The organism is Vibrio sp. YT-18, assembly GCF_033337345.1.
GTDB classification, from domain to species: domain Bacteria; phylum Pseudomonadota; class Gammaproteobacteria; order Enterobacterales; family Vibrionaceae; genus Vibrio; species Vibrio alginolyticus.
In genome coordinates this window covers 229,425-252,144 of the sequence record NZ_JAWOQO010000005.1, presented here as the reverse complement: position 1 = coordinate 252,144, position 22,720 = coordinate 229,425, and the positions used below count along the sequence as shown (strand labels likewise).

Below are 22,720 nucleotides of genomic sequence, written 5' to 3'. Positions count from 1 at the left end.
GATGAACACCGATATTCTCTATGTAAATGTTGAGAACTATGTTTCTGTTAAAGAGCTAAAACGACTGGGTTTGGAAAAGTGCGATAGCATTATCGTAAACACGGGTATAGATGCAGTTAACTATTTAACTGCAGTTGCCGTCGATCACTACCTAGAGCGTATTGGATCCAACGCCCATATCGTAGTCTATTCAGAGTGTGAGGACATTCAAGCTCTGTTAGAAGGCGCGAGTGGCCGCACTGAGATTATCAATATTCATGACGAACACCTACTTTCACGCTCAGCAATGTTCCCTGGTAGCAGCTCTTGCACAGAGGCGCTGCTTAACCCTGCTTTTTTAGCAACACATTTCACACTTAAACTCCCCATTCAAATGCGAGAAATGGCTTTCTCTGAATTGTCGGCAATCCTTAAGCGAGAGCTAAAAGTCATCTCGATAGGCTTTTCCAAAAAGAGTGACAAGCTAGGGCGAAATTTGCAGCTCAACCCCGATGATGATGCCATGGTCAGCGGTGGTGATTTTATTCATTACATCGCAAACCAAGAGATCCAGAAAATTGAAACTCATTTGAAGAATTATTTATGTTAAGAAAACTCAAAACACTTTTTGAATTAAAAACTAATCCTGATCTCGTTGAAAACACGAAATGTGAAACAGCGACTTTAGGTATAGACCTCCAAAAACTTATCACTGTTGATTATCCGATGCTTCGTTTCACGCCTGAACTAAAGTTTCAGATTGGTTCTGAGACGAAAAAAGTGACCGGTAAATCTAGCCACAATGAAAGAGGTGAGCATACGCATCGTTTCTATACCGAAGACGATTACTTCTTTCAGTTTAACTTTTTTGGCGAAAACAAAATTGACAACCTTATCGACATTATGCTGTTCAAATATCAATTAGATGCCGGAGACGAGTTTTGTTCGAAGAGTGATAAAGCAACAGAAAACTACTGGCGAAACATAATTGAAGAAAGTGAAATATTTTCTTTTGAAGGCGCTGAATATCACCGATTAACGGGTGTGCTTGGTGGCCTAGAAGTCGTGGAAGTCATCGGCGATGACTTAAACACTATTGACAATAACTTCGCTGTATTCTTTCGAGATATAACCGCGCAAATGCAAGAGATCGTCATTGTCAATGTCGAGCAAGAAGTCGTGGTTAACGACAACCACGATATTGTTCACCGAGGAAATTACATCTGCTCCATCGCACTTGGCGTTTCCATACCTCTCACACAGTTAACTATTAATCACCAACAAGGATAACTCTAGATGTTCAACTCCTATGAATTTAATGTAATGCAATCCCTTTCTGGGCTAATTCCTTTCATTGCATATTTTGGCCTTTCGTTACTGATGGTTATTGTTTTCGCTTTTGTATATACCAAATTTACACCTCACGACGAGTTTGCATTGATAAAACAAAACAATGAAGCAGCAGCGATTTCGTTTGGCGGTGCCCTTTTAGGTTTCATTTTAGCGTTGACTGCTGCCTCAAAAGTATCAGTAAACTTGATAGACTTTGCGATCTGGGGTGTGGTTGCAATGGTTGTTCAAATTTCCGTATTTGCTTTGGTTCGTCTCACTCTTCCCACTATTGTTGAGCGTATCAACGCAGGTGAAAAAGCTAAAGCTATTTTGCTTGCTAGCATTTCAATTAGTGCTGGTCTCATCAACGCAGCTTCAATGAGCAACTAACCAGCATAGGTGCAAACAATGAAAAAGTCTCAGATTGCGTTGGTGGGTGGCGCTGGTTTCATTACCGGCATGACTGTAATGGCCACAGTACATAGCTCCTCTCACCAATACGACAACACCATAACGCCCTCGCCTGATCAAATTCAAAATGCTGTTGATGACGTTCTTTTAACACTGAATAACGAAGATATCGAACTCAAAGAGTTTCTGGCTGAAATTCAAAAGATTCATCCCGAAGTTGTAGGTGCACGATACGGTTACCTCAATAACGTGAAGTATCTGTACGTCGCGGTACTGAACGTCAAAGGTGACACGAAGAGTGGCGTGACTGAATATATTATTCAACTGGATAAGACCCATTCCGGAAAAGCCAACTCACAACTCGCTCGAGAGTTGAGCAGTCAGTCAAATTGCGAACCCGGCTATCTTTTTGATGACGACGACAACGAGTGTTATCGCCACGTCTCGAATTATTCGAGTTGGAATAGCTACTCGCGTACGTCTTACTCAACGATGGATAGCTACAGCACGACAACGTCCAAAGAGAAACGGATCTACAGTGCGCAAACTGTTAAAAAAACATCTGCCGAGCGTGCCGCTGCAATCAAAGCAAAAGCATCATCCGACAAGACACTATCTCAACAACGTCAAGCGTTCTCAACAAAACGTTCTTCCAGCCGCAGTAGCTCGATGGGTTTCAGTTCATCTCGCTCGTGGGGTGGATAGTTTCATCTCAGGAAATAAGGGGGGGGCTCCCCCTTCATGCACACAAATATGCGTAAAATACTATTACCCGTGACACCAGATTACTTCGCTCTGGAAGCAGAGTGCCCCCGCACATCTGCGATCGCATTGATTCATGGTGGCAATACTTCTTTAACGCCATTGGAAGACGAGTTTGTTTTTCCTGAGAATAAGGATGCCCAAACCCCTTTCTATCGCTTTACACGAGAGGAGGTTAAAGCCATCAACATTGCTTCCGAGCAGGTTTACAATCTACTCGTCAATTCTCTAGACTTTCTTTTTTCTGAAGCCTACAAATCCCTAATTCCAACCTTTTATGGAAGGGAATTCATCGAACAGTTTCCCGAGTTTGTTGAGTATGCCATCCATACCTATGAGCAAAATCATGAGGCAATCTACGGCAGATTTGATATCGCCTATGATTTTGAGAATGGTAAGGTTTTAAAGTTCTACGAAGGTAACTTAGACACTCCAACGATGTATTATGATTCTGTGATTATGCAGGATCATTTGGTTACTAAGCTCGATCAGGCAAACGACCAATACAATCTACATTATGAAAACTTGACTAAGACTTTAGACCGAGTGATAGGTAAATCGCCCAAGCGTGTGGCTTTCTTATGTGATACAAAGTTGACTGAAGACTGTATCACTACAGAACTGCTTTTCCATGCATTTAACGAGCAAACCGAACATTTGGTCCAGTTCTCCGACATCAATAGGCTGGTTTATGATTTCTCCCTAAATCGAAGTACGTGGTTACTTGACGATTTAGAGTTAGATTACATTTTCGCACTCTACCCTTGGGAAGACATGGTTCGGGACCTATATGCTGAAACGTCTAATCCCCTTTTAGAGTGGCACAAGTGGTCTAATAAAACACGTTTCATGGAGCCCGCTTGGCGATGGTTCGTCTCAAATAAGGGAGTCTGGGCATGGTTAACGTATTTAAAAGACGTGCTTGCTAAGGAAGATCGTGTAATAGAGGCTTTTGTTACTGCAAACGCTGAAGCATGGCAATACGTTATTCCATCATTCATGGAAAAGCCCCCCCACCTCTCACATTACGTAAAAAAGCCGCTCCAAGGCCGAATGAGCAACAACATTGAGTTCTATCATGATGACAAGCTCGTTCACGAAACCTCTGGATTTTACGCTGAAGATGATTTCATTTATCAAGAACTTTGCCCAACTACATCTGCAGATCAGGGCGAAACAAAAGCCATCGTTTGCTCTTGGCTCGCTCCGTGGGTAGATGGCGAAGCACTAGATATGGAATCTTCCGGTATCGCTGTGAGAGAGTTCACAGGTGAAGTACTCCAGCTTCATAAAGAACGTTTCATGCCACATATCGTTGAATAAGAAAAAGCGGCATTGTAGCTAATGCCGCTCACTGTGTACCGAGTCAACTGAAGGTGCGGGCTTGGTTCCTGAAAACGGTCATTAATTCGAGATGGCATTGTTGATCAAATCAGATAGAAGATCGACGACGCCAAGACAAGGCAGACTTACCTTTTTAATAAAAATAAATCACTAAATAGTGAGCGTAGTATGATAACTGAATCAGAACTAAATATTGCTAAAAAAATTGTTGAAGACAACGACTCTTTTTATGAAATAAAAGATGAATTGCGTGAGCACTTTGAAGATGGCGACCAATATAAGAATATACTGTGGGAACTGCACAAAAAGCAGATCCTCAATCTCGCGACTGAGATAAACTCATGGTATACACTCAGTGGGGCTTCTAATGGCTATACCATTGCTGATTGTATTGATTTATTTACTCAAGCCAGTAAAGAACCTGAAAACATCAATCGTTGGAATCAATATGGTAAAATGACCGACTACTCGGTGTCTTTGATAAAGAAGGCTCAAGGTGATGTTCAACCATTAATTGATGCGCTGCCTTCATTCTTAGAATCCATTTCTTTATCTCTCTACTTTGAATTTTTAAAAAATAAACAGATCAATGTCGATCAAACCCCTGCTTGCTTACTAACAAAAATTGCCGAGGACGTTGTTGATGATAGAGAGCAAAGCACACTAGAGGAGATGTTTGCATGCTGGCCACACCAAGACGTGTGTGACGCCATCAACATCGCTGCAACGCAAGCAAGATATATATATTCTCTGGATTTCTTAGCATTCACGTGTCACAGCATCACTCCAGAACAACTGTGCATAATTGCTGAGAATCATCGTGTCGATTATGATGACATTGCACCTTACTTCGACCAACACAGTGACGCAATTTGTCAAATAGCCTTAGCTTACCCTGTGCCACAAAATTATGATGGCCATTCACGAGCAATGGCGTTATTTCCTTGGCTTGCATTACATTTAAAAAAGCAAAATCAACAGATTGACGACGCTCGTGCGGATTACCTTGTTGAGCATTTAAGTGCTTACGACCTAAGAACAAACAGTGCTGTGTTGTCGGCATTATCAGACCAACACATGGAAAAATTCATACTTAAGCATCTGCATAAAGTAGAGCTTCTTAACCTTTTCTGTAATGAGAATGTGGCCACTCGCATGGTTCAACGTATTGTCGATTGGGGACGCTCAGAGCTTCGCATTGATAAGAAAGAGGAAAAAGGGCTGGCTGTTATTGGTACAGGTTTTCCACATGTGTTGATTTCTGCACTCCAAACCAAAAAAATCCCGCAGCGCTTTTTCCTTGTCAACGCCTTGAGTGTCTCGACGGATCCTGCTGCGATCCCTACCTTAATTGACTATCTTGATGATACCATTGAGAGCGTACGACAAGCGGCAACAAAAGGATTGCTTAAACAAGGTTCCACAGCAAGTGATGCATTATTGAATGCCTTATCTTCTCGTAAAAAAAATGTGCGCTTTCACGCGTGTGAAGCATTGCTTTCATTGGTGTCAGATCCAAGCCTGACCGACATCATCGTGAGCACAACGACGCCATTGTTCAAAAAAGAAAAAGTCGCTGAGATAAAATCATTGCTTGCCACTCTATCCGGACAAGAAAATGAGGTGAGTGTTGATACAAATCCAGCGAATACGGTGAAACAATTATTACAAGCCGTGTCTAATGATGATCATAAAACCGTTAAGCAAGCCATTAAATCCATCAAAGCCAATGCAAACTGTCGTGATCCTGAGTGTGGCTGTGACACCTCTGAAAATTGGGTGAAAAACTTCGATTCTTATGTCGAACAAATCGCCAATAACTTGCTGAGCCAACATGGTGAGCGTGCTTTAGTGGTGACACTGAGTGCCATAATTCATCACGTTTGTCCACACTATTATCAGCTAGCATTATTTAAAAAACTCATGGAACACCATGATAATAATGAGCAAAATGCACTGCTTTGCCTGACTTTTTGGGTTCAAGATATCGAGGCTGATGGCGGTTATACAGAAACCAATAAACACGCATTTCAGTTTTTCCTAGAGTATTACCAAGAGAATGCCATTAAGGCCGCGGAGATTATCTTATCCACAATGGATTCTCTGGCGATGGATCTGCTATGGTCACTCTATTTACCACTGCAATCCGCCAATACGTTAACCGTATTTAAAGCGTTCAGTCCCAATGCCTCAGCACGATCAATGGCATTAGCGCTTCAATGGTCGCCAAATGAGACGTACCCTATCATTATTGACCTATTGGCGCATAAAAAACTCGCGACTCGAAAGCAAGTGGCTGAAGCCTTATCTCAAGCCCCTATTCCAGAGGCGCTTCCGGCATTAAATAAAGCCCGAGTAAAAGAGAAAAACCATACATTAAGCCTATTGATGAACAACATCGCCATTACGATCACGCTAGCTCAGAGCGAGCTTGAAACGCAATTAGATGCCGATGCACCACTTTCAACGGATACCCTTACCCAGCTTGAAGCACTATTAAGTGAATTTGCTGGCGCACTACCAAAAGGCATCGAGCTTGAGAATTTACCATCACTTCATTGGACAACAGGTAACCCGTTACCACCAAAAGTCATGCAATGGGTGATCTCTAAATTATCAGAAGAGAGCGCGAAACAGCACTCAAGTTTATTGGTTAAGGTGATCGCACACTGTGATAACGCAGGCTTCAAACCGTTATGGGACGCCCTCTATCAACAAGCGGATGATAAATCGCGTCGCTTAGGATGGGTATTGTTCTCTGCGGCTTTACTGGGTGATGACACCTTGATGCAAGCCTACGGCAAAGATCTCGATGATGAATCACGCAACGGGGCGTCTGCCAGTGCCTTCTATAAAGTTGAAGTCTTAGCTTACCAAAGCTCTACCGTGGCACTCACTTGGCTGGATCACTGGTCACGCAAAGCCCGTAGCCAAGGATTGAAAGAGCGCTGCATTAAAGCCCTGAATCAACTGGCAAAAGAAAGAGGCATTTCTCGCGATGAGATTTCAGATCTTGTGTCTGCGGATCTCGGCTTTGACCAACAAGGAAACGCGGCTTTCCCATTTGGGGAGCGTACGCTAACGTTAACACTCTGCGATGAAGGTTCACTGATCACCAGCTTAGATGGCAAAGTGCTAAAATCGGCACCAGCGACACGTAAAGACGATGATGCTGAGCTGTTAAAAGTACGCCGCGCAGAGCTGACTCAATTCCGTAAACACATCAAACAAGTGTACCGTAATGCGGTTGATCGTTTAGAGCAAGCGATGATCACCGGTCGTCTTTTCTCACCAAGCTTATTTAATCAAACATGGGGTCACAACCCACTACTCAGTTACATTGCACGTCGTGTGGTTTGGTCAATTCAGCACCAAGATAAGATCACGCTTGCTCGTCTAGACGAAAGCAACCAGTTTGTGGATATTGATGATGAAAACATTACGATAGACAACGAGAGCCTGTTCTCTGTCGTCCACCCATTAACGCTGGAAGAAGCAACGTGCATCGAGTGGAATAATCTATTGGATGATTATGAGATTGTGCCGCCTTTTGCTCAATTGTCACGCCCAACCTTTACGTTAGCCGAAGACGATCACGCGTATAAAACGATCACTCGCTATAAAAAAGAAAAATTCGGCACATCACGTATGCGCAGCTCGTTGGAAAAACGTGGATGGCGAACCGGTGAGCCTTTGGATGGCGGCTCGGTGCAATGGTTCGAAAAATACTTTGTTCAAGCCAACATCAGCGCCCTGATTTATATGGAAGAAGGCTTTTGTATGGGATCGTACGATTATGACGAGAATCAAACCATCCCACACGTTAAGTTTTTCACGGGTGATTATCATTATTATTCGGATCGCAACAATCACTTACTGGAGCTGGGTAACGTCTCCCCAATGGTCTACAGTGAAGTAATTAATGATATTGAATCAATAAAATAACCCTACATTAAACACGTTAATACATGCCATCAACTCCCTATTGGTGGCATGACTCACATGAAATGGATTAACCATGTTTGCAGTACAACGATTACCCGCAGAGCAACTGTACAAAGAACAATTAACAGCACTACAAGATGCGGATACATCATCAAAGCCCGCTCATTGGCAACTCAGTCCTAAAGCGGTACGCACCTTCATTCTTGGTAGCGACACGCCAATTTCAGGGCAAATCATCACACGTAAAATTTACGGTAACGATGCGGTGGTAGAGCGCGCCATCGTCACGCTGCTTGGTCAACAAGGCTTAATGCTTGTTGGTGAGCCTGGCACCGCAAAATCGTTACTGTCTGAACTGCTGAGCGCCGCTATCTGTGGTAACAGTACCTATACCGTTCAAGGCAGTGCTGGGTTATTTGAAGAAAACATTCGCTACAGTTGGAACTACGCTACCCTGCTAAAATCAGGCCCAACCATGGATGCCATGGTACCCGGCCCACTCTTTAATGCCATGAAACAAGGGGCCATCATGCGTTTTGAAGAGTTAACGCGCTGCCCAACAGAAGTGCAAGATAACCTGATCCCTATCTTATCGGATCGCATTTTGCACATTCCAGAGATTCAATCTGAGACCAACTACCTATTATCTCAGCCTGGATTCACCATCATTGCATCTACAAATTTAAACGACCGAGGCGTTAATCAAATGTCTTCTGCTCTCAAGCGTCGTTTTAATTTTGAAGTATTGAAACCCTTAGCTCAACGCCAGCAACGCATTGAATTAGTCATGACGCAAGTGAATGATCGACTCAAACATGAAAAAGTCGATTTACGTTTAGAGAATGACACCATTGATGTATTAGTCACGGCATTTGATGAATTGAAATCAGGCCAAGTGGCAGGAGTGAGCATCCCAACGCCTTCGACGTTACTCTCCATACCTGAAAGCATCAACTTAGCCTTTCATGCCGCCATGCAGTGCCACTACTTTGGGGATAATCACGTTACTCCTGTGCATTTGGCTCAATTTTTAATGGGCACCGTCATTAAAGACAATCAAAAAGATCATGAATCATTAAGCGATTACATCCGGGTGATCACTCGTCAGCGTGCGAATGACCCACAATGGGCCCTATTCTTAGATGGATGCAAACATGCAGGGATCTGATCTTCTTTCTCTTGCGGCTCAATTCCATCACGATAATAACCTCATTTGGGCTCCCATTCGTCATCACAGTCCAACATGCAGTTGGTACTTGTTGCAATTGATCAAACAAGCCAAACCTGATGTGATTCTCATTGAAACACCACATGATGCACAATCCTTGCTGCCCTACATGCAAGCCGATGAATGCCAAGCGCCAGTGGCGATTTATCTACACAAACAAGCACGCTTAACGAATGAGACCCAGAGTGACCCTTATGCTCAACGCGGGTTTATCCCATTTGCAGAGATGTCACCTGAATGGAACGCTCTAAAAGTCGCAAAGAAAAAGAACATTCCTTGCCAATTTATTGATTTGCCTTACGGTTATTGGAATGAGAGTAACGAGGAAGAGGAAAACGAAGAAGGAAATAACCCGTTAATTTACGCTTCCAGTGAAAAAAAGCATTTTCAACACCGTTACCTTGACGCGTTACTTCAACGCTCTGGGTGCGAACATTTTGATCAGTGGTGGGATCGCCATTTTGAAGCCAATGTGACCTTGTCACCTTCTGAGTTTTTTACACGCATGCACCTATTTGGACTGCAAATGCGGGAGGGGCGTGTCGAGACGGATCGTCACACTCAATACCGTGAACAGTACATGGCAAGCCACATTGCGCCTCATATCCAAGAGGGAAAACGCGTATTGGTGGTCTGTGGTGCGTTTCACTGCATGGGGATCTCGCACTATTTACAACAAGGCACCTCCGATTTTTTACCTCAAATAAAAGTGGAAACGTCTTATCAATACCTGATCCCTTATCCTTTATCACGATTAAGTCATCCCCAGTACGGCGCGCATTTATCGCAAAGTGGCTATTATGCGCATTGGTGGAAAAAACTAAAATCAAGCACGAAGAAAGAACGAGCAACACTAGCCACCCGCCTGCACACGGAACTGGCGACAGAGCTCATGTCATTCTTACAGCAAAAAGAGCACCCTGTTGCCATGCCGCAATTGGTCGATTTGGTGGTGGCCGCCGAGCATTTAGCTCAACTGCGCCAAGTGCCAGTCGGACGCAGTGAGTTTTGTGAGGCCGCGTGCTTAATCTTAGAAAAAGATCCGAGCTTAAGCGATCACATATCGCGTTTTTCATTATGGCTTGATGCTTTTTTTGTTGATTCACAATACGGAAAGGTGCCGAATACGCTGCCTTCTTCGCCGATCATCATTGACTTTCACCGTCAATGTGATGCTTTTGCATTACCAAAAACACTCAGTGATCTCACTATTACTAAAGAGCTGGCTATTTATCGAAGTCCCAAACACCTTGCGCTTTCTCAGTGTTTACATCGTTTGGCTTTTTTATCGATTCCTTACGCCACTCAGATCGCAGGCCCGAATTTTGTCACTCAAACGGATCTTTATCGCGTACGAGAAAAGTGGCTGATTCAATACGAACTTACTACAGAAACCACATTAATTGAGCTTGGCTACCAAGGCAGCACCATTGTAGAAGCGATCAACTATAAAATACAACAACACCTCGCTGATGAATACCTAAACAGCGAAAATCTTGTGGCGTTGCTATTGCGTTCTTTGCAGATGGGGCTGGAAAAATGGCTTACCCCATTCTTACATCGCCTCTCTGAGCAGGTGGATAAAGAAAGTGATCTGCATATTCTTAATCAAACACTGACGCTGTTATTTCGCTCTCAATGGAACAGTTCGCTGTTTGTGCAAGACACGAAAAACGAGATAGAACGCTTGATTTACCGTTGTTATGTTCGTCTTTGCACTCGGCTGCCTCGTGCCATTAATGGGCATTCCAGCACCGCTGAGGCAACCTTGCTTTCTGATCTTGGAAAGCTGATTAATCGAATGCCACAATTATGTCCGGCCTATTTTTTATTGGATGCGATTCATTCGCTGTCTGACATTGCCGTCCCTTTTGAGATACAAGGGGTATTTGCAGGATTGGCCTTATCGATTGCTCCCTCTTCAAACGAAGAAGATGAACAACAAAACGTGATATTAATGATGAGAAGTGCCGCCAGCCAATGCCATCTCACTCCGGATTCTCTGGGGGATTTCTGTTATGGGTTGGGCTTAGTCGACACGCAAATATACCAATATTATGATGCGATCCAACCGGCGTTAGATCAGATCATTTCTGAGTTTGATGAACACGATTTTCTGCACACGCTTCCCGCTTTGCGTCGCGCCTTTATGCTCATGACCCCTAATCAAATCGAAGAGTTTGGGCACTTATGTCACCAAGAGAGCGATACTTTATGGCTCAATTTAACGATACCAAGTCATGATACTTTACTTCAAGCGAATCAACTTCAACACCTAGCTGAAGAGTGGCTATCATTATGGGGGATCTCTCATGACTAATGAGCAAAATCGACGTTGGCGGTTAATCTTAGGCCAACGCTATTCACACACCCTTAATCAAGAAGACGCATTAAAAGATCAGTGTCTGGATCAACTGTATTCACAGGAATATAAAGACCGATTTACCGTGTCGTCTAAAGGTGGCATCAACAGCGGTTTACCTAGCCCAATAACATGGCTCTCAAGCGTAAAAAAAGCCTTTCCTAAATCCACCGTAGAGATTTTACAACAACACGGTTTAGCGCGCTATGGCTTAACATCGCTGCTACTCGATGAAGATACCCTCAAGCAACAAACGGCCGATTTGGATTTATTGCAACTGCTGTTATCGTTTCGCGAACAAATCCCAGCCTCTCTTCATTCTGAGCTAGAACGCATTATTCAAACCGTATGCAAAGAGTTAGAAGAGGTACTCGTACAACAAATTCGCAGTGTTTTTTCTCATCACAGAATACCGATGAGCCACGCACAACCGATGCCGTTATCCTATACGCATTGGCATCACACCATTAAACGAAATTTAAAGCACTACCAAATTGACACAGAGACGTTTATTTTAGAACGCCCTTTCTTTTATCAAACCCAACAAAATAAAGTGCCGTGGGACATTCATTTGGTGGTTGACCAAAGTGGTTCGATGTTAAATTCCTTGATCCATGCCGCTGTGGTAGCCACCATTTTTTGTCGATTGCCTATGCTCAATGTCAAACTTTATTTATTTGATACACGGGTTGTCGATGTCACCGATCATGCAGGGGATCCTCTGGCCATCTTGTTGAATTCTCAATTAGGTGGTGGGACAAACATCGGTTTAGCCATGCAATACACGCATGAACGCATCACGGATCCGGCTCGTAGCATGGTGGTATTGATCAGTGATTTCTATGAAGGTGGCTCACCCGCTTCGCTGTATCACTATACTGAAAAAATGCACCGCGATGGCGTAACCCTGCTTGGATTAACGGCATTAGATACGGCGGGCATTCCACAGTACGACAATCAAATCACCAACCAACTGTTACATAAGGGGATGGAGATAGCATCAATGACGCCCGAACATTTAAGTCAATGGGTTGCTGAGGTAATCAAATAATGACATTGCTACACTGGTCGCAACAATTAAGCGATGATTTCTTAGTTAACTGGACAAATCGCGGTTTATTACGTCGCGCCACCAAACAAAGCCAAGATATGGATATCAGTGAGTGGGACATCACCCCCTCTCACCTAAATGGCGTCATTGATCAACACCAATTAACGCTCAGTGAAAAGAGCATTGATGCCTTAACTTGCTCGTGTGGTGCCATCAATACCTGCTTTCATAAAGTGGCGTTTTTTATTGCATTACGTCAATGTGAAAGTCAAACTACTCCTGAAACCACCACAGAGGTCGCCTCCTCTTTGGCGCCTTTTTCCCTTAACGATTGGTTTATACAGCACTGTGATGACCTCGCCCCTATTATGGGAAAGAGCACCGTCACCAAGGCCATTCAGCACTGGCGAAAAGGGATTACCCTTGATGTAGAAATCCATGATGAACACGCCATCGTTCAATGTCATTTCGCAAGCAGCAAATCCTTTCGTCTCTATTTCCCACGAGCGTCGCAATGGGAACTTGCCACCTGCTCATGCAAACAACACCCTTGCGTACACCAAGCGGCGGCACTGATTGCACTTTCCATACAAGGCAATACCTTAGCCATGGATGAGGCGATCTTCATTGAACAAATCAGCGATAAGCAACGCGCTCAATTACAGCAATTAGAACAATGGTTAGAAGAGACGCTCTCAGTGGGCGTGCAAAACATCGTTCCTGCACAACTGGCACAAGCGCATACTTTGGTACTTGAGTTAAACCAAGTGGATTTACCCTCTCTGTCAGCCCAACTCAATAGTGTATTGAATACGATTGAGTATTTAGTCGCTAACTATATTGATGTTGACTACGCCACCGTCATACCGCAGATCACGGCATTAAGCTTGCAACTTCATGCTTTACAACAAACGCCACTGCCTTGTCCACTGTATCTCTTAGCGGGTGAACACAAGCGCCGTTATCATCCAGTGAGTTATCACAACCTAATGGGGATAAGTGTGGAGTTTTGGCGTACCGATAAAGGCGCTCAAGGGTATCGTTTTTATCTTTATGATCATGTTCAGCACCAATGGACTACCATCACCGATGGTCGAAAAGCACAGCGAAATCAAGGCTGGAATAGTCAATTGGCGTTTGCGCATACTCAGTGCGATCTCAAAGCTCTGCCTTCATTGGCACTGATGTCGTTTTCGGCGCAATCAAAAATAACGCATCACAATGAGTTATCCATAAAAGATACTAAAATCACATCGTCTCCTACCGATATTGAATGGGAAACCTTGTTTGATCACCCAGAACTTCAGGTTCGTGCCCAATGGCAGCGTATGCAAACCCGTCGTTTATCAAACCGTTTTGCATCCAATACGGATCAATTAGGTTGGCTATGCTGCGAACAAGCATACCAGACGCAACACATGCCATATTGTCACTATCAAGAAGCGGAGATCGTTACCACATGCGATACAAGGGTGAATGTTCGTATCCCAAAAAATATAGACTTATCTATGAGTAATGAGCATCAGCAACTGCTCTTTGGTCGCTGGAACTGCAATGCAAAACAGAGTTATTTTGAGGTATTGGCGATGTTTACCAAAACCCCACTCTCTGATGAAAAATTCGGCTTAGTGCAAATAAAAACAAAGGACAAAAACTAAATGGAACGAAATCAACTCTCTGATTTTTTACTGAAATGGCAACAGTTATCTCACGCGATTCTACAGCAAGGGGCTCATAACTTACGCCCAAAAACCAAACAGCAACTTGAAGCGTGGCGACAGCAAGCGGCATTACTTGGTTTTCATCCACTTAATGATTATTGCTATGAATTATTACATCCTACACAGGCTGAGAGAGCACCAGCAAACGCCTTCCGCCACCTTCTGCATTACATGGAAGGGATAAATCGTACGGCGATTAGTTTATACATGCCTAATAATTGAGCATGAGCACAATTATCTTATCTTTATATATCTATGTCGCAGTTTTGGGTTGGCGACTCATGCTTTCAGTTCCAATATGCCATCGTGATCGCTAATAAAACAAGATCCTCCGTATTCTTGGTGACATAGACCAACCGACAACTTGCCGAGCGTAAAAATCCATTACAACCACCAAGAACAAAAATCCTTCGTGCGTGTGGATATAAATGATATCGCTCACCCACCACTGATTTGGCGCTAACACTTAAAACTCTCTATTGAGGCCATTATTAAAGACCGGAGTAATCCACTTTTGGACGCTTCTAACCTCGTAAAACTTTGAGGTTAGCGTTCTGCTTTAATCTCAGAACTCGATTTCTCCCACAGGCTATTTTCTCATCCTTTAAATCCAAGTGAAGATTGCGGTATCCATGTAAACCACCACCCTCAAGCCAAAGCTGTTTGATTTTGAGCAACAGCTTTTTTCTTCAATATACTGCTTACTTTGTGGCTCTTTCAGCCATGTGTAATAACCACTAGGGTGTAGCCCTAAGCAGCGACACATCGCTCGGATGGGGTAGTGATGACTGCGAGATTTTATGAACGCGTATCGTTCTTTGACTCGTTGGCAAACAACCTTGCGGCTTCCTTTAAAATATACCTTTCTTGCTCGGCTCGCTTGAGTTGCTTCTTCAAGCGCGCAATTTCAGTGAGAAGATCGCCATCTTGTTTACACTGAGTCGGTGGCTTAGAGAACTTTGATACCCAGTTATAAAGCGTCTTACTGGATATCACCAAGCGAGCAGCAACGTCGTTAACGGCATAGCCATGCTGAATCACTTGGTTGACCGCTTCAATTTTAAATTCTTCTGGATATCTTTTGCTGCTCATAAGCACCTCTCTTTTAGTCATTTTGCCTAACTAAAAGGTGTCTATCAAGTCGGTGGCTATTCACATACCACCTAGAAGGCCGATAGTTTTCATATAACTCTCCAATCGTTATACACCACCGTGCCAGGGGTGTTTTTAAAAAAAAATCAGCCACTTAAATAAGCAGCATTCAAGCGTCTTCACTATTGAGTATTGGGTAACACGAAAATAAAATCATTCCCACAAGGACCGCTACGCGATTCTCATATATCCTCGCAATATCGTTACTGCATTTCCAGAAAGCTTAACGTGCTCAGTGCTTAACAACTCTGTATGGACGACCCCACTTCTCTTGGAGGCTTGGAAGCCTTTCAGTTGCTTTTTGTTGAGCTCTTTAGCCCAGTAAACACATAAAGCGCAATGTGCAGAGCCTGTAACTGGGTCCTCATTAACACCTACCCAAGGCGCGAAGTATCGAGAGACAAAATCGGCGTCAGTGCTTGATTGAGCAGTGATGACGACGCCACGGCCTTTTTGTTTAAGCAGCGCACCAAAATCAGGGTCGAGCTGTTCAAGCACAAATTCATCATTAATGACGACCAACTGCTTATTATCAAACTGACCGTAGGCGACTACATTGGCGGCATCTAGCCCCAAACCATGAAGTAAGTCTTTGTTAATACTAGCTCGCATATCTAAAGTTGGAGCAGGAAACACCAAATGAATTTCTTCATGATCGAGTTGTGCAGTTAAAACCCCAGATAGCGTAACGAACTCAATCGTATCTCCAGTATTATATAACCCCTGCTCTTTCAGAACGTGCGCCGTTGCAAGTGTGCCGTGTCCACACAAAGCAACTTCCGTCCTCGGTGTAAACCAACGAAGTTGCATTGTACTGAGTGACAGAAATGCCGTTTCAGATAACGACATCTCGGCCGCGATGGCCAACATCGTTTCCTCATCAAGGCTTGACTCTGTGATACAAACACCCGCGGGATTACCTTTGAAAACCTCTGATGTAAACGAGTCAACCTGAAAAATTTTAACTTCCACGAAATATCCTTAAGTTCTATCAAACACGTAATTCTGTATCACGTGATTTTTAATATCTGTTGTTTGAGCGAAAAAAAACCTATGAAATTTTCTACCAACCTTATAGGTCTTGTTGGAAGCGCTAACAAACAGGAGAATGTAGTTAATTATGCAAAACGTAAAAAGCCATCATCAATGTGACTCAATTGGATATTTTATCGGAGTTTTCGGCGTTTCTTTAGTTCTAATATGGATTGGTATTTATAAATTCACACCTACAGAGGCCAAGCTTATACAACCGCTCGTTGAAAATCATTTTCTGATGAGTTGGTTGTATGATGTGATGTCAGTTCAAGCCGTATCAAACATCATTGGCGCAACAGAAATCATTGTCGCTATTGGATTAATCGTTGGCCTTAAAAATACACGAGTCGCTTATTTTTCTGGCATAGCCGCCGCAATTATTTTTCTTGCGACACTCAGCTTTCTAATTACGACACCGAATACATGGAAAGTATCTGATGGGGTTTTGGTGACAAACTTCTTTTTAGTAAAAGATATTCTATTTTTAGCCATTGCGATTAGCGTCATCGAACGAAACAAGCCAAACAGAGAATAACTCTAAATAGTTCGAAATCTTGTTTTTCCAGAACGTAGCCTGAAAGGTGCAAACGACTTACAAGTCGAATGGTTCTGTCAATAACTCTAAACAAAGACTCTTAAATTTAGAATGTTTAAGCGTCTTTGCCTTCTAATGATGCGAAACAACATCCTAGCGTAAAGTGAAAAGAAAAGCCTTTTACTCTACTGCTAAGGTTTATTGATACTTTGCCGAAGTAATGAACTCACCGAATGTCTCGCACCATACAACAACCGTATTGTATTCAGAAATTGAAGTGCTTTGAGGAACCTCAACAACGAAGTTATCGAACGTTTTTACATCACCAATTAAGCTCATTTCAGATTTAAGGTCATTAAACTCTTGTTCCGTTTCGACAAACTTAGGAGATAGATAGAGTTTATAGTCTGGTCCGGGAGCGAGTTTTCCTACCAACGTAATGACTTCAGAACTCAAGTGAATTTCTCCCTCTCCCCAATGAAAAGCGTCGCTACCTTTGAGTTCCCTCTTAAACACTGCGCTGTATTCTGCGCCTTGCTTGCTCTTAGCAACTTGTTCATCGGTCGGCGCAGGTGGTGCAATAAGGATCGGTAAAGTATAGATACCTATCGCAATGCCAATAGAAACTGCCACTAAGTGACTGATTGTTAATTTAATTATATTTTTCAAGGTCATAAGCATCTTCTTATTAGTTTTACTACTTGAAATTAGATTCAAATCGGCCTTATCTGTCTATTATCGAGCAGCATAATGTCATCAACATTATACACAAGCTATGCGCACTAAATGCAGACTGAACGCAATTAAAAACGGCTGATAATTAATATCAGCCGTTTGCTTATCGGAAATGTCGTTGTGCCGGTTTAGTCACTATTCCGCTTCCACCAAAGCGATTTTATCGGATATCGATTTTTCCAATTTTATCGCAATAAACTTAGAGGTTGGCGTAAACGTTCTATCCCCATAACTGTCCAAAGGAACTAATGGGTTTGTTTCTGGATAGTAAGCCGCCGCCTGACCTGCTGGTACATCATAGGCAACAAGCGTAAATCCGCTCACACGGCGCTCAACGCCATCTTCCCACAATGACACCATGTCCACTTTGTCTCCCGGTTCAAAACCGAGTTTACGAATATCCGCTTCATTGATAAACAGCACTTCGCGCATACCAAATACTCCACGATAACGGTCATTCAAGCCGTAAAGTGTCGTATTGTATTGGTCGTGTGAGCGCATGGTTTGCAAGATCAAATCTGGCTTTTGGCCTTTTTCGAGTATCGCTTCGCTGATCAACTGCTTCGGCAACTCGCTAGAGCTGAACTGTGCTTTGCCGCTTGGTGTATTCCATCGACGCTCGGCAGCTGGGTTTACCAAGTGGAATCCACCCGGTTGTTTAAGCTTATGGTTAAAGTCGGTAAAACCCGAAATCGTGTCGGCAATCAAATCGCGAATACGGTCGTAATCTTCAATCGCCCACAACCAATCAATTGGTTTTGCCCCGAGTGTAGCATTGGCAATACCGGCAATAATCGCTGGTTCTGAACGCAAATGCTCCGAACGCGGTTTTAGCTGACCAAATGAGATATGTACCATGCTGAAGGTATCTTCAACCGTCACGCCTTGTGGGCCAGTCGCTTGCTGATCAATCTCAGTACGGCCTAAGCACGGAAGAATAAGCGCATCTTTACCTGTGACAAGGTGAGAACGATTTAACTTCGTCGAAATGTGTACGGTTAAATTACAGTTTCGCATCGCGTTGTGCGTACGTTCTGTGTCTGGCGTTGCTTGTGCAAAGTTGCCGCCCAAACCGATAAATACTTTCGCTTGCCCTTCTTCCATCGCTTTAATGGCTTGCACAGTGTTGTGGCCTTCACCGCGCGGGACGGCAAAGTTAAATCGACTTTCAATGCGATCCAACAACAGCTCTGAAGGTTTTTCATCAATGCCCATCGTACGGTCGCCCTGAACGTTACTGTGACCACGCACTGGTGAAAGACCCGCGCCCGGCTTACCAACGTTACCTCGTAACATTTGCACGTTTGCGACTTCTTTAATGGTTGGTACAGAGTGACGATGCTGAGTCAACCCCATCGCCCAACACATGATCACACGTTCTGCACGTCGATACATGCTCGCCACCATCTCGATTTCACTTAAATCAAGACCCGATTGTTCCGCGATGTGTTCCCAAGAGGTTGCGTCCACTTCAGCCAAATACTCATCAATACCTATCGTGTGTTGCTTGATGAACTCACGGTCAAATACCGCTTTGCCACCGTTTTGCAATGCCTCGCGTTCCCATTGCAACAAGAATTTCGCGATGCCACGAAACACTGCCATGTCTCCACCTAAAGCAGGACGCAGGTACGCCGTGTTGGTAGGCTCTGAGCCGTTACTCAACATCTCAATCGGCATTTGTGGGTTTTGGAAACGCTCTAATCCGCGCTCTTTCAGCGGGTTTAGACAGATAACCTGTGCACCACGTTTTACCGCTTCGCGCAGAGGTTCAAGCATTCGTGGGTGATTCGTGCCCGGGTTTTGACCAATCACAAAAATCGCGTCGGCTTCTTCAAAATCATCAAAGATCACTGTGCCTTTACCAACGCCAATGGTGTCTTTCATCCCTATTGCACTGGCTTCGTGACACATGTTGGAACAATCTGGGAAGTTGTTGGTACCGAATGCGCGCACAAATAGCTGATACAAAAACGCCGCTTCGTTGCTTGCACGACCAGAGGTATAAAACTCAGCTTGGTGTGGCGAATCCAATTGATTGAGATGTTTCGCGACAAGTGCAAAAGCCTCATCCCAAGAGACTGGCACGTAGTGATCGGATTCAGCATCGTATCGCATTGGGTGCGTGATACGGCCTTGGTATTCCAACCAGTAATCGGTTTGAGTTGAGAGAGAAGAAGCGCTGTGATTGGCAAAAAACTCAGGATCAACCAGACGATTGGTCGCCTCCCAGTTTACCGCTTTCGCGCCATTCTCACAGAAATTGACTTTACCACTATCTGGCGACTCACCCCATGCACATCCCGGGCAGTCGAAACCGCCATTTTGGTTGGTTTTGAGCATAGTGCGAATGTTTTTAACTGCATTTTCACTGCCCCACCAACTTCTGGTTACGGCTTTCAGTGCACCCCAACCACCAGCTGGACCTTTGTATGCTTTTATTTGTTCTTTTTGGCTCACGACTTTACTCCTCGCAGATATACCAGCAAGCAGGGTGCCCGTGAAAACAAGCGCGTTATTTATTGAGATAATGCGGAAGTATTGAAGGGCTTAGTTTCTAATCCATGTATTTTTTAATCCAAATAAGTAACCACTCAACATGCTCTCGCTTGTCCGAGCGTTTACTTATCTAGATTCTTGATATCGGATACCCGCCTACTGTTTCTATGACTGGTAGATTCAATTCGCATTGTTGCGTCTTGATCTAAATCAAAGATTAAGTCGATATTCAATATGCGTCCAATTGATAATCCTGACCGAGTGATAAACAAAATCTATGACGAATTTTTCCACTGACGGTTATCACATTTTTAATCAATACAATTTATGAGGTTAATCGTTTTCCCATTCGATTCCACCTAGTTCGATTAACGAACTCAATAAAATCGGCACTCTTGATAATAGATAATATCTATCACACTATAGATACTTTAAATTTGACCCTAATTAATATCAGGAATAGCCTTGATTCAGATCAATTTTGAGTGTGGTTTTATTCTTGACTTGGTTTTGGTTTTCCATTCCCTAGTTAAAACGCTCCAGCGCTTAAAAAGTACGGTAGTGCTGTGCCCTTTTTAGGGAGTTCCCCCGTACATGTGACTCACAACGCAAGGTTAACAAGCCATTATGGATATCAAACAACTTAAATATCTCATCGCACTTGAACAGACCAAACACTTTGGTCAAGCCGCCGCATTGTGCCACATTACGCAGCCTACCTTGTCCATGAGGATCCGAAGCTTAGAGGAAGAACTCGATCTCGAATTAATCCAAAGAAGTCAACGATTTGAAGGATTTACAGAAGCCGGAGAACGCATTTTGGCTTGGGCAAAAACCGTCTTAGCAGCTCATGATGGATTGCAAGCCGAAGCCGCCAACTGCCGTGGTCAATTGGTCGGCTCTCTTCGGCTTGGAATGGTGCCACTCGCCAGCCAAAACCCTATGCAATTGCTCAAACCATTAGCTCAACAGTTCCCTGAGTTACGCTTTCAAATACTCTCCATGACGACCGAACAGATCATAGACCAACTCAATCGCAATCAACTAGATTTGGGGATGTGTTATGTCGATCAAGTTAACACCGCTTACTTCGATGTTATCGAGCTCGACTCGACCAAACTTGGCGTTTTATTCGATGAGCGTCATTTTGATTTTGCCGAATCTGAAGTGTTGTGGGAGTCACTCAATAACATTCCGCTAGGGCTGCTTTCGAAGGGTATGCACTATCGCCACTCAATTGATCTTAGCTTTGTGAGTAAAGGGCTAGTTCCGCAAACCGTCATTGAAAGTAACTCCACCTTTCACTTGATCCAAGCAGTAACCAGTGGCCTTTGTTGCGCCATTATGCCGCTGAACTGTGGATTAGAAGAGTTGAACGATACGCTTCGCATTATCCCTATCGAAGAAGCCGCCGTTCACGCCCCGCTAGGTTTGTTAAAGCGAAAACAAGAACCCTTCTCCGCGCTAACCGATCAGTGCTTCGCAGAAGCAAAAAACATATTCAATCGATAACAACAACCCACACGTCAATGTTTGGCATACATAACGGCTTATGAGGTGATTTCATGAGATGTACTACTCAATCTTATTTTGAACTGTCCGATTTCAATCAAGCACCACCTCAACCAAGTGCGTTCAATTACCGAGAATTGATTGATGGCCGCCCAGTGCAACAAATGTCGCTGGCGAGTGAGTCAGCTTTAGCTATCAGCTATAACGGCATTAGCCAAGCGGTCATGATGGTGACGCCAGGCCATCTGGAAGACTTTGTGAAAGGGTTTAGCCTAAGCATAGGCATCGTCCACGACTTCAAAGAGATCAAAGACATTGAAGTTGGTGGCGATCACGAATCTCACTATGCGGAAGTGGAAATCAGCAACCGCGCTTTCTGGGCGTTAAAAACACAACGCCGGAATCTTGCCGGCACAACTGGATGCGGCATTTGTGGTGTCGAGGCTCTGGAACAAGCTTTGCCTGATTTAGCACCGCTAACACCGTCTCTTCCTCCGCGCTCCGATGTATTCGAAGGGCTGCGAGACAAAGTCGCACTGCATCAAGAAGCCGCACGTGAATCTGGCGCGCTACACGCCGCTTTATTTTCAGATTTACAAGGCAACATCAAGTTGTGCCGAGAGGACATCGGCCGTCACAACGCGCTAGATAAGTTGATTGGCGCATTGGCCAACAATCACATCGAACCTAAAAGTGGCTTCGCAATCATGACAAGCCGTTGCAGCTTAGAGTTGATCCACAAAGCCGTTCGCGCGCGTATCCCCACTCTGGTTTGCTTATCTGCGCCGACAGCGTTAACTGTCGAATGGGCAAGAAGAAACCATTTGAACCTAATTCACTTACCAAAACACGGCTCGCCGCGTCTATACAGCCCTGCCCCTTAACACGTCAACCTAGCCGAATTCCTAATATTTCTAACAGAGACCTCTGGGTCTCTGTTGTTTGCTTCTCGTTCGCGATTGATAGCTAGCAACGAGACACTACTCTTCCAACCAAACGTACTCACCCCTTGTCAGCACTACGCTTAAGCATATTAATCCGCTTGCATTTGAACACTTTCTAATCCGATAAGAAACCAGTAAAAAACCCATAAATTAGTAAGGATTTTGTGTGACTC

Annotated in this window: 20 protein-coding genes; 14 read left to right on the top strand and 6 right to left on the bottom strand. The window is 43.9% G+C overall.

Translation table 11 applies throughout. The features are described 5' to 3' along the window. Nucleotide 1 precedes the first annotated feature (1 nt). The 11 genes from R7M72_RS09515 to R7M72_RS09465 all read left to right on the top strand — a co-directional run bounded on the left by R7M72_RS09515 (nt 2) and on the right by R7M72_RS09465 (nt 14,357). On the top strand, nt 2-589 hold the full coding sequence (locus R7M72_RS09515; protein ID WP_225473084.1) for a hypothetical protein: 588 nt from the start codon (nt 2-4) through the stop codon (nt 587-589). Continuing rightward, a complete protein-coding gene (locus R7M72_RS09510; RefSeq protein ID WP_213899866.1) occupies nt 583-1,269 on the top strand; it encodes a DUF2491 family protein in 687 nt (228 codons plus the stop codon). Before R7M72_RS09515 ends, R7M72_RS09510 begins: the two co-directional genes overlap by 7 nt. Before the next feature lie 6 nt (nt 1,270-1,275). Next, nucleotides 1,276-1,701: a DUF350 domain-containing protein gene (locus R7M72_RS09505; RefSeq protein WP_225473085.1), complete on the top strand. Its 426-nt coding sequence runs from the start codon at nt 1,276-1,278 to the stop codon at nt 1,699-1,701. A gap of 18 nt (nt 1,702-1,719) precedes the next feature. Further along, complete coding sequence (locus R7M72_RS09500) at nt 1,720-2,427, top strand: hypothetical protein (RefSeq protein ID WP_225473086.1); 708 nt, start codon at nt 1,720-1,722, stop codon at nt 2,425-2,427. A gap of 48 nt (nt 2,428-2,475) precedes the next feature. Next, nucleotides 2,476-3,807: a glutathionylspermidine synthase family protein gene (locus R7M72_RS09495; RefSeq protein ID WP_225473087.1), complete on the top strand. Its 1,332-nt coding sequence runs from the start codon at nt 2,476-2,478 to the stop codon at nt 3,805-3,807. A gap of 189 nt (nt 3,808-3,996) precedes the next feature. Further along, nucleotides 3,997-7,773, top strand: a complete 3,777-nt coding sequence (locus R7M72_RS09490) for a DUF4132 domain-containing protein (RefSeq protein WP_315957173.1) — start codon at nt 3,997-3,999, stop codon at nt 7,771-7,773. 73 nt (nt 7,774-7,846) lie between these two features. Further along, nucleotides 7,847-8,941 (top strand): AAA family ATPase, encoded by a 1,095-nt coding sequence (locus R7M72_RS09485; RefSeq protein WP_315957174.1) that lies wholly within the window; start codon nt 7,847-7,849, stop codon nt 8,939-8,941. Continuing rightward, entirely contained in the window at nt 8,928-11,321 is a 2,394-nt protein-coding gene (locus R7M72_RS09480) for a DUF5682 family protein (RefSeq protein ID WP_225473090.1), read from the top strand. Before R7M72_RS09485 ends, R7M72_RS09480 begins: the two co-directional genes overlap by 14 nt. Beyond that, complete coding sequence (locus R7M72_RS09475) at nt 11,314-12,414, top strand: VWA domain-containing protein (RefSeq protein ID WP_225473091.1); 1,101 nt, start codon at nt 11,314-11,316, stop codon at nt 12,412-12,414. Before R7M72_RS09480 ends, R7M72_RS09475 begins: the two co-directional genes overlap by 8 nt. Next, nucleotides 12,414-14,072: a hypothetical protein gene (locus R7M72_RS09470; RefSeq protein WP_262634093.1), complete on the top strand. Its 1,659-nt coding sequence runs from the start codon at nt 12,414-12,416 to the stop codon at nt 14,070-14,072. The genes R7M72_RS09475 and R7M72_RS09470 overlap by 1 nt, the downstream gene beginning before the upstream one ends. Then, complete coding sequence (locus R7M72_RS09465; RefSeq protein WP_213899875.1) at nt 14,073-14,357, top strand: hypothetical protein; 285 nt, start codon at nt 14,073-14,075, stop codon at nt 14,355-14,357. 91 nt (nt 14,358-14,448) lie between these two features. Here R7M72_RS09465 and R7M72_RS26325 read toward each other — a convergent pair whose 3' ends face one another. The 4 genes from R7M72_RS26325 to R7M72_RS09455 form a co-directional block, all read right to left on the bottom strand. Further along, nucleotides 14,449-14,601 carry a DDE-type integrase/transposase/recombinase gene (locus R7M72_RS26325; protein WP_390902713.1) on the bottom strand — a complete coding sequence of 51 codons (153 nt, stop codon included), beginning with the start codon at nt 14,599-14,601 and terminating at the stop codon, nt 14,449-14,451. Nucleotides 14,602-14,659: 58 nt separating this feature from the next. Then, nucleotides 14,660-14,812: an IS3 family transposase gene (locus R7M72_RS26320; RefSeq protein WP_225473093.1), complete on the bottom strand. Its 153-nt coding sequence runs from the start codon at nt 14,810-14,812 to the stop codon at nt 14,660-14,662. A 121-nt stretch (nt 14,813-14,933) separates the two neighbouring features. Beyond that, nucleotides 14,934-15,227, bottom strand: a complete 294-nt coding sequence (locus R7M72_RS09460) for a transposase (RefSeq protein WP_225473094.1) — start codon at nt 15,225-15,227, stop codon at nt 14,934-14,936. Nucleotides 15,228-15,458: 231 nt separating this feature from the next. Next, entirely contained in the window at nt 15,459-16,259 is an 801-nt protein-coding gene (locus tag R7M72_RS09455; protein WP_031781164.1) for a PhzF family phenazine biosynthesis protein, read from the bottom strand. Nucleotides 16,260-16,407: 148 nt separating this feature from the next. Between R7M72_RS09455 and R7M72_RS09450 the strand changes: the two genes are divergently transcribed. Further along, a complete protein-coding gene (locus R7M72_RS09450) occupies nt 16,408-16,857 on the top strand; it encodes a YkgB family protein (protein ID WP_031781163.1) in 450 nt (149 codons plus the stop codon). A gap of 198 nt (nt 16,858-17,055) precedes the next feature. Here the strand turns inward: R7M72_RS09450 and R7M72_RS09445 are convergent, their stop codons facing one another. Together R7M72_RS09445 and R7M72_RS09440 are read right to left on the bottom strand one after the other, a co-directional pair. Beyond that, nucleotides 17,056-17,532: a DM13 domain-containing protein gene (locus R7M72_RS09445; protein ID WP_005376099.1), complete on the bottom strand. Its 477-nt coding sequence runs from the start codon at nt 17,530-17,532 to the stop codon at nt 17,056-17,058. Between the two features lie 195 nt (nt 17,533-17,727). Next, complete coding sequence (locus tag R7M72_RS09440) at nt 17,728-20,052, bottom strand: FdhF/YdeP family oxidoreductase (RefSeq protein ID WP_315957175.1); 2,325 nt, start codon at nt 20,050-20,052, stop codon at nt 17,728-17,730. Nucleotides 20,053-20,718: 666 nt separating this feature from the next. Here R7M72_RS09440 and R7M72_RS09435 point away from each other — a divergent pair. Beyond that, nucleotides 20,719-21,603 (top strand): LysR family transcriptional regulator, encoded by an 885-nt coding sequence (locus R7M72_RS09435; RefSeq protein ID WP_005460961.1) that lies wholly within the window; start codon nt 20,719-20,721, stop codon nt 21,601-21,603. 53 nt (nt 21,604-21,656) lie between these two features. Then, on the top strand, nt 21,657-22,487 hold the full coding sequence (fdhD, locus tag R7M72_RS09430) for a formate dehydrogenase accessory sulfurtransferase FdhD (protein WP_318056145.1): 831 nt from the start codon (nt 21,657-21,659) through the stop codon (nt 22,485-22,487). Nucleotides 22,488-22,720 lie beyond the last annotated feature (233 nt).

Excerpts from the sequence above, each read along its gene's own strand:
- R7M72_RS09515 (WP_225473084.1), top strand. The coding sequence starts at position 2 with ATGAACACCGATATTCTCTATGTAAATGTTGAGAACTATGTTTCTGTT.
- R7M72_RS09510 (WP_213899866.1), top strand. The coding sequence starts at position 583 with ATGTTAAGAAAACTCAAAACACTTTTTGAATTAAAAACTAATCCTGAT.
- R7M72_RS09505 (WP_225473085.1), top strand. The coding sequence starts at position 1,276 with ATGTTCAACTCCTATGAATTTAATGTAATGCAATCCCTTTCTGGGCTA.
- R7M72_RS09500 (WP_225473086.1), top strand. The coding sequence starts at position 1,720 with ATGAAAAAGTCTCAGATTGCGTTGGTGGGTGGCGCTGGTTTCATTACC.
- R7M72_RS09495 (WP_225473087.1), top strand. The coding sequence starts at position 2,476 with ATGCGTAAAATACTATTACCCGTGACACCAGATTACTTCGCTCTGGAA.
- R7M72_RS09490 (WP_315957173.1), top strand. The coding sequence starts at position 3,997 with ATGATAACTGAATCAGAACTAAATATTGCTAAAAAAATTGTTGAAGAC.
- R7M72_RS09485 (WP_315957174.1), top strand. The coding sequence starts at position 7,847 with ATGTTTGCAGTACAACGATTACCCGCAGAGCAACTGTACAAAGAACAA.
- R7M72_RS09480 (WP_225473090.1), top strand. The coding sequence starts at position 8,928 with ATGCAGGGATCTGATCTTCTTTCTCTTGCGGCTCAATTCCATCACGAT.
- R7M72_RS09475 (WP_225473091.1), top strand. The coding sequence starts at position 11,314 with ATGACTAATGAGCAAAATCGACGTTGGCGGTTAATCTTAGGCCAACGC.
- R7M72_RS09470 (WP_262634093.1), top strand. The coding sequence starts at position 12,414 with ATGACATTGCTACACTGGTCGCAACAATTAAGCGATGATTTCTTAGTT.
- R7M72_RS09465 (WP_213899875.1), top strand. The coding sequence starts at position 14,073 with ATGGAACGAAATCAACTCTCTGATTTTTTACTGAAATGGCAACAGTTA.
- R7M72_RS09460 (WP_225473094.1), bottom strand. The coding sequence starts at position 15,227 with ATGAGCAGCAAAAGATATCCAGAAGAATTTAAAATTGAAGCGGTCAAC.
- R7M72_RS09450 (WP_031781163.1), top strand. The coding sequence starts at position 16,408 with ATGCAAAACGTAAAAAGCCATCATCAATGTGACTCAATTGGATATTTT.
- R7M72_RS09445 (WP_005376099.1), bottom strand. The coding sequence starts at position 17,532 with ATGACCTTGAAAAATATAATTAAATTAACAATCAGTCACTTAGTGGCA.
- R7M72_RS09435 (WP_005460961.1), top strand. The coding sequence starts at position 20,719 with ATGGATATCAAACAACTTAAATATCTCATCGCACTTGAACAGACCAAA.
- fdhD (WP_318056145.1), top strand. The coding sequence starts at position 21,657 with ATGAGATGTACTACTCAATCTTATTTTGAACTGTCCGATTTCAATCAA.